The following is a 12,039-nucleotide window of genomic DNA, read 5'->3' as shown; positions in this document are numbered from 1 at the left end:
GAAAAAAACGTAATCGGACCTTTATGCCCGTTTGCAACCAAAGTAATCAAAGCATCAATGGCTGTCAAACTACTACCCACAATACTTATCTTCGCATATTTATCCTTAATGGTTTGTATAATTCTTTTTGATGGCCAAGGTGAATCGATATACCTTTCCGAGCTCTTTAGGTTCTCAAACGTTGCTGCTTCAGGCGTGCCTGTCGCCAATATAACATAATCTACAGGGTAGCTATGATCAGAGGCCGATCTCAATATAACACGCTTATCTTTCTGCACTTCGGCATCAACGATTTCTACTTGCTGTTTACTCACCTCAATGCCCTTTTGCCGGGCTAGCTGCCAATACTCGTCCAGCATGGCCTGAACATACTTACCGTAAAGCATTCTCGGCGGGTAGGCATCGGGATGAGGACTTACTTGAGGGAATTCCTGCTCAATCCTGTCTTTATGATCATGCATCCATCGTACAAAATGCAATCGTTCTTGCGGAAACAATCCCATTAAACCAGCCTTTGTGTTTAATAAATGTCCTTCTTGTCCGGTTCCATAGGCCAAACCAGTGCCAAATTCACCTTTCTTTTCGAATAGTATAATCGAAAGTATCTTGGACGGCTTGGTTATTATATATTTTAATACAAGTTGTATAAAGCAGGTAACACCACTGGCACCCGATCCGACAATGGCAACTGTCATTTTAAGCTTATGATCCATATGACTTAATAAACGTCGTCCAATCCATATTGTTTAGCACTTCAAGGTAAGCCTTCATATGCGTGTCGAACAACAGAGTTGGCAAGGGACAGCAACTAAAGACGTTTTTATCCAGCATAGATCATAACATAAACATCTTTGCCCGATACTTGTTGATTGAGTATCATGTTTATATCAAATGACCAAAGAAAAATTGTCCGTAAAAGAAAAGATGACGAAAGCCCGCGAATTAGAGCGTGAAGGAGATATGTCAGCCGCTGTCAAGATATATAAGGGCATCATACAAACCGATCCACTACACTCGGCAGCATACAATCGCCTGATGATTATCTATCGAAGACAGAAGCAATATCGGGATGAACTCGTTGTTATCAAGCAGGGCATTGATGCCTATGAAAAAGATCTATGGGATGATCAGATGGCTTGGAAGAAAGCGAATCGCCGCTCTGCTACCGTTAGCCGAAGCCTTGCTAAATCACTTGGCCTCTTGGATGACAAAGGAAGGCCTACCTATGAAGATCCGCATATTAACACTTGGAGAAAAAGAGAAGCGGTGGCTCGCAGAAAACTCGACACCGAAAAAAAAAAGCGAGTGAATAGACTTATTACCGAATAAAATGATTGTAACTTATACCGATAGGGGATTCGAAATTGTACTCCAAAGGCATCACGGGCGATTAGCAGCGGCCATTTTAAATCAGCTTAAATGGTTAGAAGCAGATCCTTTCAAACTGGATGTGCTGTTTGCGACGGGAATACACGACGACACCTATAATGAATTCGAGGTTGAAGGGATTATCAACCGGTTTAAAGGGCCAAAAGATTTCAAAATGGAGTCCTTCAACCTTCAGCGTTGTGAGGCTTTATTGAAGAAAGGTCTTACCCGAAGTCTATACGTTGCGCTCTTGTTATCTTTTCATATTCAATTCTTGTATGCAACTGAATCCGATGAATCGGCGCAATATTGTAAAAGTTTACAATCGTTGCAGCATAAATGGATGGCGGAGCTTGGGATCGATAGGGATACAGTACAAGCCCATTATGCGATTTTGCAATGGTGCGATGCGCTATCACTGATCCTTTGCCAAGATCAGATTCCCCCCGAAGGGAGAAAGTTGGAAGTCAGTCAGGGGCCGGAAGCCCGCAGTTATTATGTTTTTGACAAAAGCGGTAGTATATTAAGTGTTGATCCCTGGCCTTTTACGGATAACGAATTTGAGCTTACCCTTGAATACAGAATCCTTCCTCGTCTCGAATATCAAAATGATGCTGTCTTTAAAGAGTCACTTTGGGAGAGCACCGTTCACTTTAGAAAGATTAATTTTGCTAAAATCTAACGAGCGTATTTTTGTAAAGGAAATGTCTCGTTTAACAAAGCGAGCTTGCGGTAGCAAGCAGTATTTGAGTATATTTGGCAGTAACGAAAATAATTGAGATCGTTTTTACTATAGTTACTTATGAAAAAAATAGGATTTTTATCCTTCGGGCACTGGTCTAATCATCCGGCATATAGCACTCGCACAGCTAGTGACACCCTGCTTCAATCCATCGATCTGGCTGTAGCTGCGGAAGAGATTGGCCTGGATGGAGCCTATTTCCGTGTGCATCATTTTGCTGCTCAATTAGCATCGCCCTTTCCATTGCTATCAGCCATTGGTGCTAAAACAAAAAAAATAGAGATCGGCACCGGTGTGATCGATATGCGTTACGAAAACCCATCGTATATGGTGGAAGATGCGGGTGCTGCCGACCTTATTTCAGGTGGCCGGTTGCAATTGGGAATCAGTAGGGGGTCGCCGGAACAAGTAATCGACGGCTGGCGCTATTTCGGTTATGAATTGATAGAAGGAGAAACTGATGCGGATATGGGACGCCGTAAAGCGCTGGAATTTTTGAAAAGGCTAGACGGTGTCGGTTTTGCACAACCCAATCCATATCCTATGTTTCCGAACCCACCGGGACTGTTACGCTTGGAACCACATGCTAAAGGTTTACGAGAGCGGATCTGGTGGGGCGCTGCATCCAACAGTACAGCCGTTTGGGCCGCCGAAAATGGTATGAACCTGCAAAGCTCTACCTTGAAATACGACGAAAGTGGGAAACCCTTTCATGTTCAGCAAGCAGAACAGATTCGGTTGTACAAAGAAGCTTGGAAAAAGGCGGGTCACCAACGCGAACCAAGGGTGTCTGTTAGCCGATCAATATTTGCCTTAATGAACGATCAAGATCGCTACTACTTCGGACAGGAAGTTAGTCGTGACGATAAAATTGGAATGATTGAAAAAGATAAACGTGCAATTTTCGGGCGAAGTTATGCAGCCGAACCTGATAAACTCATCAAGGAATTGGAGCAGGACGAAGCTATCCAAGAAGCGGATACACTTCTTCTAACGATACCCAATACCCTGGGAGTGGATTATAATGTACATCTCTTGTCCGCGATATTGGAACATGTAGCGCCGGAATTGGGATGGCGCTAAGTCAGATGCCCAATACCCATCCCACGTCAAAAGCATCGGTTATTTCGATTAATTTTTGATCGTCAGGATCGGGTATAATCCGGTCCTTTTTATTTGCTAACAATTTTTTTATCAGCGCTTTTCTTTCATAAACATTGGTGCAATGTAGAAAAATAGATATATAATTTCCAATGGTCCTTCCTTCGTTGTGTACCAAGTCGGAGCCGTAAATAATGATGTTGTCGGAAACGAGCGATCCTACAACTACCGGTATTTCTGTATATCCTTGTAATTCTTTTTCAAAGGTTTCAAATTGTAATCTGCCACCAAAGCAGGTTTGATAAAAAGTGAGGGCCTTTCTGCAATTACCCGAAAAGGTAATGAAAATGGCCGACACTAATTTGCCAGTAGCAAATTCCTGAAACACCTTCTCGGGGCTTGCCTTCGTTAGCTTACGTTGCGAAATCATATTACTTGCCATTTTTATCCTTCACCCTTTCCTCATTCTCTTTTTTTCGGAATGATACGATTTTTCTAATCAATGCTTCGGGTAGTGGTTTATCCATTGGAATCTGAATGGCCGCTTTACTGGTTTTATACCCTTTGAGATCAGCCTTGAAATGTTCCCAAAATACTTCGCTGTAGGGATTCGACAAGGTGATGTGTTTCGGGAAAGCGCAATAGTAGATCAGGTAACCATTATATTTAAAACAAGGTATTTGATAGCTTATACTTTCCGCTACATCAGGCACCAATTCGTGAATGATTTTTCTGATGGTTTGCATTCGCACGAGGGTTTCACCGCTAAAATCCTGATGATACTCATCAATAGTTTGATAATTGGTCTTAGCCATTTGCATGGATTTTGTTGTTATAAATGTAAGAAACTGCTAGAATAGCCAGTACCACCAATGGCATTAACATAAAACCAATGTTTTTATCTACACATGCGTGGCTAATGAATGCGAAAACCAAATTAAAGGTAAGCCCTGCATAGGCCCATTCCTTTAGCTTGTTCGGTGTTTTGGGGAGAGAAATCGCCAACACTCCCAGTGCTTTGCAGATAATAAGCGTATAGGCAAAGTAATCGGGATAACCCAACGGTTTTGTACCCGCGTTTACATATTGCGGCGCAAATAGTAGGGTGCCAAGGGGCATTACACCTTCCCAAAGTATGATGATGGTGGTTGCTACCCAAAAGATTGTTTTATTCTTTTTCACTTTGCTAATGAATTAATGGATCGATTCAACATATTTTACAAAATTGTCCAAGATAGCCTGCCATCCCTGTTTCTGAAATTCGGGATCATTTTCCGTTTCAGGATCAAACATAGTTTCAATATTCGTTTTACCATTTTGCTCGGTAAACAGTGTAGTGGCTCTTCTTCCATCAGCCATGGTATAAGTAATTTCCTTGTGTAGTTCCACTTTGTCATAAACACCCTCGAAGTCAAATCCGAAGCTGCCATCTTTAGCCTCCATTCTATTCTTGAATTTACCACCGGTTCTCAAGTCGTTTTCACTGCTTGGACAATGCCAACTTGGATCAGGAGTGTTCCATTGCATAATATCATTTGGTGTATTCCATGCTTTCCAAACTTTTTCCAAGGGAGCATTTGCTGTTGCTTCTACCGTAATTTTTGATGCTTGTGTCATTGTTTTTAATTTTTATTTGTTAAAATCTTATAATCCAAAATTACAACGGCTTAGCGAGTTATGGCTGTTGTGAAAATGACAACTTTAGGGGTGAATTGTGACAAACTTTTTTTTATCTTGCGACTTAATAGTAAGGATTTAATTTATGCAAGTTTCTGTTTTTGTACCGGAGTATGGCGTAATTGAAGCGGTTACACCACCATTTAGAACCTTTAATACTGCTAATGAGTTTTTAAACACTTTTGGTAAAAAGCCGATCTTCGAGGTTGAATATGTAGGTTTAAAAGAATATGTACCTGCCAATAACGGCGAATACACAATCAAAACCAATAGATTGCTCAAAGATGTGTCGAAAACGGACCTACTTATCATCCCGCCTGCCTATGGTGACACTGCCAAGGGCGTACAAGCCAACGCAGAAGCAATACCTTATTTTAAAAAATTGCATGAAAAAGGTTCAAGTATTGCCAGCTTATGTATCGGTGCATTTCTTTTAGCAGAAACGGGTTTACTCAATGGGAAAAAATGCTCCACACATTGGGCTTATATCAACGAATTTAAAGAAAGATATCCCGAAGTGGAGGTAGAGGATGGTGCGATAATAACCGAACATGACAACATATACAGTAGCGGCGGAGCAAGCAGCTTGTGGAATTTAATATTATATCTGGTTGAAAAGTTCGCCGACAGAGAAACAGCCATCATGATTTCAAAATATTTTGCTTTAGATATAGGGAGAGATAGTCAATCTCAGTTTGCAATATTTAAAGGTCAACGGAATCATGGTGATGATGATATTAAAAAAGTGCAAGATTATATCGAGAAACATTATCAAAATAAAATAACCATTGAAACGCTGGCAAACCTAATCAATACAAGTCGTAGAACTTTTGAAAGAAAATTTAAAGATGCAACCAACAATACCCCTGTTGAGTACATACAACGAGTAAGAATAGAAGCTGCAAAAAAATTCTTCGAAGCATCACGAAAAAATGTGACAGAAACCATGTTTGATGTAGGCTATACGGATACAAAGGCATTTAGAGACATATTTAAAAAGATTACTGGCCTTACGCCCATTGAGTATAGAAATAAGTTTGCAAGGGTTACGAACGAGGTGTAACGGTTACAACAAGTAGGAGAAAGCTGTCTCGCAGACATTCATTCGAAAGTTAAGGGAAAAAAGCCCGAAACATACCGAAGTCTGTCGGGCTTTTCATAAGAGTACTAATTTGGCATGGCCTGCTATTTTCTTAAGGGCAAGTCCCCAGACTGGTAAAATGCGAGCGGATGACCGTCAGGATCCGAGAAATCGGCGCTCCAACCACCCGGAGCTTCCGTTACCGGCGTAACCACTTCTACGCCCTCTTTAGCCAGATTTTCCACCACCGTTTCAATGTAACCCTCTTCCAGTTCGAACACTACGATCGGCGAACGGCCGATTTCTTCTTTTCCTTCAAAAAAAAGTAGTTCGACACCATTACCTATCGTAGCCAGTAGCCAATCCGGTTCATCGCCTCCAGGTTGGCGTTCCACTTCGATTCCCAAAATTTCTCTGTAAAAACGTTCGGTACGACTGATATCGCTCACGTTGAAAAGAACTGCGATACCTTTTTTAAGTTTTACTCCCATGTTGATTTTTTTAAAGTTTTAAATATTGTCCAGGATCTTAACCCGATTTATCATGGTCATTGTTGCCGGGAAATTCTTTTTTGTGAGCAGGAGAAGAATATATTCTAAATAAATGTCCATCAGGGTCGTGGCTGCCAATAACTCGCCCGATTAATTGCTGCTTTATATCGTTGGCATGCTTGAATGTTTGTAAAAGAGATTGGCGCATTAATCCGCTAGGTAGAGTATGCGTTAAAATTTCAGGTCCTTCCGATTCAAAACCTACGGTGGCATAAGTTTTCCATTCTCTTCGTAAGGCGGTTAATCGCTGGCGCAGGGCGGTATCCGGAATGTCCAGTAGATATAAAATTTCCTTTTTGCTCAGGCCGCCGTTGATTAGTCGTGCCAGTATTCGGAGGGATGGGCGGAGCGGAACAATAAAGTTTTCCGGAAGTCTACCTATATCAGTATCAGTACGGTTCGGATCATCCCCCTGATACCCTTCTTCCCGCTTTCTACGCCGGCCTTCTGTACGGGCAATGAAAGCGGCATGGTTACGTAAAAAACCTCTTCCCCAAGCCATAAAACGAGTGTCCAGGAAATCCTTTCCCGTTCTAACCGCTTCAAGAAGCAGGTCTTGTACCAAATCATCCACTTCTTCCGGCCGACGAGAGTATTGTTTCGCAATTTGATACATTTCTTCAATCGGGGGTTGGTTCTGATCGCGCGGCCTAAAGGTCATATATTGTAAGTTTTGATTACGTAAACGAAAATAACAAACAAAAACCGTCCTTACTAGCGGTGCTTTTGATTTTCTTCTTGTATTGCAGATTTAGAATGAATTTCTAAACCAGCCTCCGATTTTTCGGTGATTGCCTTTTTTAACTTATCGCTGGTTTTTTAATTGTTATAAATTATTACCTTGCCCATTCAAATATCAATGATGGTAACTGTATTGAAACAATTGTTCTTGCGCGACCTCGGCAAGTTGAAAACAGAAATAACCTTATACCAAAACGAGCAAAGAATATGGCATGTTGAAAAGCAGATCGCTAATACCGCCGGTAATCTATGCTTGCACCTCATAGGCAATTTAAATACCTACATAGGTGCCGAATTTGCGCAAACGGGCTATGTTCGGAATCGCCCACTTGAGTTTTCCGCTAAGGATGTGCCAAGATCCGAACTGATCAGGCGCATTGATGAAACCATATCGGTGATAGAAATTGCTTTCAGTAAATTAAGTGATGAGCAACTGACAGCAGAATATCCACAAGATGTATTGGATCAGAAAGTTACGAACGGTTATTTCTTAACACATCTTGCTATGCATCTTTCATATCACCTCGGGCAAATCAATTATCACAGACGTTTGCTGGATAATTGATTCACTTAATTATCCGGCAAACAGTTTTTTATAATCGTGAATGAAGCCGTGTCTATTTTTACAATCAATAGATTTCCTCATGTAGGCGCATGGCGAACAAATGGATGATCAATAGCAGGCGACCATTAGGACTGAACCTTTGGATTTTATTTAATTGCCTCATTTTCCTTGTTGCTTAAAAAGAGACAGAAAGGTGAGTCATTAATCTGTTCCCCGTGTGAACGCGCTTATCTGCCAAGTGCTGATCAACCGGTAGCTGATAATTAACACCGAGAGCGTATCTGCCAATGTTTAACTCAAGCCCTGCAATGGCCGAGGTAAGGTTTCCTCCCGACTGGTTTATATAAAAGCGTCTATAAGATACATCCTGTTCCGCTTTTTCGTAACGTATTCCTATATTCGGCGCAATTCTAAGCTTTTGATCGATTAAGAATTTGTAGTAAAAAAGCGCATTACAGGTGAATTTATTTCCATAGCGATATTCGTATTGATTCTCGGTATTGAATTTATATAATAAGTTCAGGTTAAATCCCATGTCCATCAGACGCGCGTCGTAAGTTACGTTGAACGTGAAGTCTGTGCTGCCTGTTCCCAATTGGAAATTATTGGGCGAATCGGCGGAGACGCTTGCACGTTCGGAGTTATCATATTCGCCACTGGGCACTTTCACGCCTGCGCCCGCCCATAGGGAGTGGTTGAACAGCTTGAATTTGGTGGTGGTGTTACCCCCTTCAAAGATACGATAATAGGCCATTGCCGCAATATCGCCCAATCCGCTCTTTTCACCGGACTCTTCCATGGCATTAACCCGACGTTGGTTGAAATTGAACGGTAGAAAAGCCATCACCCTGACCCGATCACCAAAGTTGTAAGCGCCCCATAGCTCCACTATCTGATATGTTTCATCCGCAGTGAGTGGTGTATGCCGGCCCTCGGGGCCAAGATGCGTTTGCATGGTATTGTATTGATACCGCAAGCCAATAAAGCGTTTATTAAAGTCAGGCAAAATGCCCAGATAGTAGCTTCCGACACCACAGCCACAGATGTCACAAGCTTTTGCGGAAGCATAACATAAAACCATAATACAAATCAAAAGTAGTTCTCTCATTTTTCTTTAATTGATAACAAAGCCACCGCCCGGTTCCGATAGCAGTTGTTTTTTTACAAAAGTTTCATCATTCAATGTGTTAAGGAAATTCAATAAATCCTCCTTCTCGACATCTGTCATAGCAACCCCTCGTGTTCCGTCCATGTGCCGGAAACCCATGTCCAGATTTTCCGTATGCTGCATAAATTTCCGGTAATGGTCCAGTACACCGCTCAATGTATAAATACTGCCATCATGCATATAGGGAGCCGACCATTTTAAATTACGCAAGCTGGGTACCTTGAATTTTAGTTTATCTGTAGGGTTCAAGGTTACGGCATAGCGCCCCTCGTCACCTGCTGGATTTCGTCCCAGTCCATTGTCATGAAAATCGCCATCAGTAAACAGCGGTTCGCTATGGCAGCGAGAACAATTGTTCTGGAAAAATAGGTAGCCACGCTGTTCCGACTCAGTAAAAGAGATACCCTTTTCCCCGCGGATCACCTGATCGTATTTGCTGTTATCACTAACTGCCATTAGCATAAACTGAGACAATGCTTTAGACATTTTCGCCGAAGTGATCTCTCTGCTTCCAAAGGCCTTTTCAAAAAGTGTAGGATAATCCGGGTGCGTTCTCAGCTTTACTAGTACGTTCGGCACCCTTTCACCCATCTCAACCGGGTTTTCAATAGGAACAATGGAAAGGAGGTCGAGATTAAACACCCCACCATCCCAAAAAAACGCTTTGTTCCAAGCGAGATTCATGATAGGCATGGGATTACGGATACCCAATTGATCGTCAATCCCGTGACTAACATCGTGTCCGTGGTGGGTAAAATTGGCCGATTGAATATGGCAGCTGGCACAGGAAATCGTATTGTTGCGAGATAGACGTGGTTCATGGAACAGGCGCTTACCTAATTCAAAACCAGCCTCCGTTACTTCGTTTTCGGTGAATTTGTAAACAGGTTCGGGAAAATGTCCCGGTTTTAAAAAACCGGGAAATAATTCGTCAAGGTCTGGCAAGGTTTCATTCGCTTTTTTACAGGCATATGCAACAATTACCAGCCCGATTAAAACAATCCATTTTTTCATGGCTTTATTATAATTGATCCTCACTGGTTACACCATTTTCAGTATGATCATGCGTAAACATATCCAGAAAGTTATCGGCGATGTATTGGCTGTATTCGCTGAACATAACATTAGGGTGTTCAGCGATGCTGAAAGTATGTGTGCCGTTAAACACTTTCATCAGATCAACAAAAAGATGTACATTGCTGCGGTAGCCAGCCCTTACCTGCGCAACACCTGCTTTTGTTAAGTCTATCGTAATTGTCTTGATATTATTCAAGGTAGGCGCATTGTATCCGCCGAAGCCACCGATATGATACTTAAACTGCTTCCGTCCTGTTGGGTCGCCCTGTTGATCATCTGATATTACCGGCGAATTGCCTTCAAACTTGAAGAAAATATAGCCACTGTTCCACCCCCAGTACATGCCCTGCGTTTCGTGGTCACCTGTGGTCGGGTCAAGTACGCCTGTGCGTGCATCAAGCCCCATGGTACTGCGCGCACTATCCACGCCTAATACAAAAGAAACCTGAGTATAATCCCCTTCGGGAACTTTCACTTTTGCAAAACGGGAGCCACGATTATCACCATATACCAAAAAATAACTTTCTTCAACCGGATCCTGAGGCACGGCATATTCCGATCCATCCGCCTTTTTTACCTTAATATTACTAATATAATATTGTACACGGGATACAGTGAAGGCTTCACCTTTGGCGTTTATATACGGTTTATTGGTATTGTTGAATTGTAATCCGTAATCGCCCACTAGGTTATCGAACTCGATCGAAAAGTCACCCGTTTTCGTGCTATCGATATCCGGAGATTCCACCTTCTTACAACTGACTACAGTTAGCATGAATAAGCCTATCCATGCCATCATTTTCCATTTTATTAAGTTTGTCATTTTCTATTATTAAGTTTTTTGTTAAAAATCGATTCTTTCAATAGCGTATAGGCATAGGAGTTCAATGCCAACGTAAATAGGCATGAATTATCCACGTGCAGGCAATAGGCTTGTACAACCGGTATAACCTACATAATGCTTTCGAAAAATATAAATTGAGGAATGTTAGATTATTTTAGGAGGTAAAAATGGCTTGTTTGTATAGAGATATCTATAGAGGATGCCGTAGGACGGATGGTTCTCCGATAGATGTACCGGAAATGGACTTTGCAAATGGAGCATCTCTGAAACCACCATCGTAACTTCCGCCTTAGAGGTAGCGGCACTCCGCGAACCTTTTTCAGACTCTTCCAATTTCTTCAGTTTTTTCATCAGGACACACTGTCCGTTACACTGCATCTCAGGTTTATCCCGATTTTCACATAGAGCCCGGATAATATAATTTCTGTTAACCTGAAACCAAGTCAATACACCAAGACTTCCAAGACATTGAAATGTCAATGTAAATAATAACAGATAGACCAGTGTTTTTCTGACCATTTCCAGTGTGTAAAGCGATTTCGATCAGCCGAATTGCAGCTGACGAAAAAATATAAATAAACAAAAAGCTACGCAGCCATGTAAAGGATGGTTGTCTTTATACATGGACGAATAAAAGAAAAATTGTTTAGCTGAGAGGAGGGTGGAAGATGGACCCCAGCACGGGGGGCTGGTATAGCAGATTTCCCCCATAGATGAAGGTCTCCTTTTTGACGGTGGTGACAGGATGTTTCACTGTTCTGAAATCAATCGGAGCTGCAAGCACCTGAAAATCCTTTAATTTTAGCTCAGGGTTTTTGTTTTCCCGTTCGCGTTCTTTCTTCAGCTTTTTCATCAAAAGACATGTCCCCGCACAAGACGGAGCCATAGCGGTGTTTCTATTCTCACACAGATTATTAGCTATATAGGATCGGTTGGCATAAAATGCAGTCATGATGAATAGTCCGGCGCAGCTTTGCAATAGCACAATTGGAATTAAAAATATAATGGCCAGACGTTTCAAAATAACAGAGTCTTTTATTTTAAATGCTACGAATATAAGAGTTTGCGGCCATTTGGCATAATCAAATACCAATTTTATCAAATTATGCAATCAATTATTTTTA

17 protein-coding genes are annotated in these 12,039 nt (G+C 41.7%); 5 read left to right on the top strand and 12 right to left on the bottom strand.

What is annotated here, in order from left to right; all coding sequences use genetic code 11:
* Positions 1 to 713: FAD/NAD(P)-binding protein (locus QT327_RS05185; protein WP_289552257.1), on the bottom strand; the 713-nt coding region annotated here is incomplete at its 3' end.
* A 178-nt stretch (positions 714 to 891) separates the two neighbouring features.
* On the opposite strand from QT327_RS05185, the gene QT327_RS05180 reads away from it, so the two are divergent.
* The 3 genes from QT327_RS05180 (at position 892) to QT327_RS05170 (ending at position 3,193) form a co-directional block, all read left to right on the top strand.
* Positions 892 to 1,329: a tetratricopeptide repeat protein gene (locus tag QT327_RS05180; protein ID WP_289552256.1), complete on the top strand. Its 438-nt coding sequence runs from the start codon at positions 892 to 894 to the stop codon at positions 1,327 to 1,329.
* 1 nt (position 1,330) lies between these two features.
* Positions 1,331 to 2,050, top strand: coding sequence for a DUF3891 family protein (locus QT327_RS05175; protein WP_130856555.1), 720 nt, complete (start codon positions 1,331 to 1,333; stop codon positions 2,048 to 2,050).
* Positions 2,051 to 2,170: 120 nt separating this feature from the next.
* The gene (locus QT327_RS05170) at positions 2,171 to 3,193 is read left to right on the top strand and encodes an LLM class flavin-dependent oxidoreductase (protein WP_130856556.1); all 1,023 of its coding nucleotides are present in this window, start codon (positions 2,171 to 2,173) and stop codon (positions 3,191 to 3,193) included.
* Position 3,194: 1 nt separating this feature from the next.
* Here QT327_RS05170 and QT327_RS05165 read toward each other — a convergent pair whose 3' ends face one another.
* Genes QT327_RS05165 through QT327_RS05150 form a run of 4 tightly spaced genes read right to left on the bottom strand, consistent with a single transcriptional unit; the run spans position 3,195 to position 4,828 of the window.
* Positions 3,195 to 3,653 carry a VOC family protein gene (locus tag QT327_RS05165; RefSeq protein ID WP_242627228.1) on the bottom strand — a complete coding sequence of 153 codons (459 nt, stop codon included), beginning with the start codon at positions 3,651 to 3,653 and terminating at the stop codon, positions 3,195 to 3,197.
* Positions 3,643 to 4,026: an iron chaperone gene (locus tag QT327_RS05160; RefSeq protein WP_130856557.1), complete on the bottom strand. Its 384-nt coding sequence runs from the start codon at positions 4,024 to 4,026 to the stop codon at positions 3,643 to 3,645. The genes QT327_RS05165 and QT327_RS05160 overlap by 11 nt, the downstream gene beginning before the upstream one ends.
* Entirely contained in the window at positions 4,019 to 4,393 is a 375-nt protein-coding gene (locus tag QT327_RS05155) for a DoxX family protein (RefSeq protein ID WP_130856558.1), read from the bottom strand. The genes QT327_RS05160 and QT327_RS05155 overlap by 8 nt, the downstream gene beginning before the upstream one ends.
* A 12-nt stretch (positions 4,394 to 4,405) precedes the next feature.
* Positions 4,406 to 4,828 (bottom strand): SRPBCC family protein, encoded by a 423-nt coding sequence (locus QT327_RS05150; protein WP_130856559.1) that lies wholly within the window; start codon positions 4,826 to 4,828, stop codon positions 4,406 to 4,408.
* Positions 4,829 to 4,973: 145 nt separating this feature from the next.
* Here QT327_RS05150 and QT327_RS05145 point away from each other — a divergent pair, with 145 nt between their 5' ends.
* Entirely contained in the window at positions 4,974 to 5,951 is a 978-nt protein-coding gene (locus tag QT327_RS05145) for a GlxA family transcriptional regulator (RefSeq protein WP_013668239.1), read from the top strand.
* Between the two features lie 122 nt (positions 5,952 to 6,073).
* Here QT327_RS05145 and QT327_RS05140 read toward each other — a convergent pair whose 3' ends face one another.
* Positions 6,074 to 6,460: a VOC family protein gene (locus QT327_RS05140; protein ID WP_013668238.1), complete on the bottom strand. Its 387-nt coding sequence runs from the start codon at positions 6,458 to 6,460 to the stop codon at positions 6,074 to 6,076.
* Positions 6,461 to 6,497: 37 nt separating this feature from the next.
* Complete coding sequence (locus QT327_RS05135) at positions 6,498 to 7,181, bottom strand: RNA polymerase sigma factor (RefSeq protein WP_130856560.1); 684 nt, start codon at positions 7,179 to 7,181, stop codon at positions 6,498 to 6,500.
* A gap of 198 nt (positions 7,182 to 7,379) precedes the next feature.
* Between QT327_RS05135 and QT327_RS05130 the strand changes: the two genes are divergently transcribed.
* Entirely contained in the window at positions 7,380 to 7,826 is a 447-nt protein-coding gene (locus QT327_RS05130) for a DUF1572 family protein (protein WP_130856561.1), read from the top strand.
* Between the two features lie 175 nt (positions 7,827 to 8,001).
* Here QT327_RS05130 and QT327_RS05125 read toward each other — a convergent pair whose 3' ends face one another.
* The 5 genes from QT327_RS05125 to QT327_RS05105 all read right to left on the bottom strand — a co-directional run bounded on the left by QT327_RS05125 (position 8,002) and on the right by QT327_RS05105 (position 12,026).
* A complete protein-coding gene (locus QT327_RS05125; RefSeq protein ID WP_149106212.1) occupies positions 8,002 to 8,934 on the bottom strand; it encodes a transporter in 933 nt (310 codons plus the stop codon).
* Between the two features lie 6 nt (positions 8,935 to 8,940).
* A complete protein-coding gene (locus tag QT327_RS05120) occupies positions 8,941 to 10,008 on the bottom strand; it encodes a cytochrome-c peroxidase (protein WP_130856563.1) in 1,068 nt (355 codons plus the stop codon).
* A 7-nt stretch (positions 10,009 to 10,015) separates the two neighbouring features.
* A complete protein-coding gene (locus tag QT327_RS05115) occupies positions 10,016 to 10,894 on the bottom strand; it encodes an MbnP family protein (RefSeq protein WP_013668233.1) in 879 nt (292 codons plus the stop codon).
* Positions 10,895 to 11,059: 165 nt separating this feature from the next.
* Positions 11,060 to 11,434: a hypothetical protein gene (locus QT327_RS05110; RefSeq protein WP_013668232.1), complete on the bottom strand. Its 375-nt coding sequence runs from the start codon at positions 11,432 to 11,434 to the stop codon at positions 11,060 to 11,062.
* Between the two features lie 127 nt (positions 11,435 to 11,561).
* Positions 11,562 to 12,026: a hypothetical protein gene (locus QT327_RS05105; RefSeq protein ID WP_130856564.1), complete on the bottom strand. Its 465-nt coding sequence runs from the start codon at positions 12,024 to 12,026 to the stop codon at positions 11,562 to 11,564.
* Between the last annotated feature and the right edge of the window lie 13 nt (positions 12,027 to 12,039).

This window comes from Olivibacter sp. 47, from assembly GCF_030372825.1.
Classification (GTDB): Bacteria; Bacteroidota; Bacteroidia; order Sphingobacteriales; family Sphingobacteriaceae; genus Olivibacter; species Olivibacter oleidegradans.
Note: the sequence above shows the minus strand (reverse complement) of the source record. Positions and strands in the feature narration are given on the sequence as shown.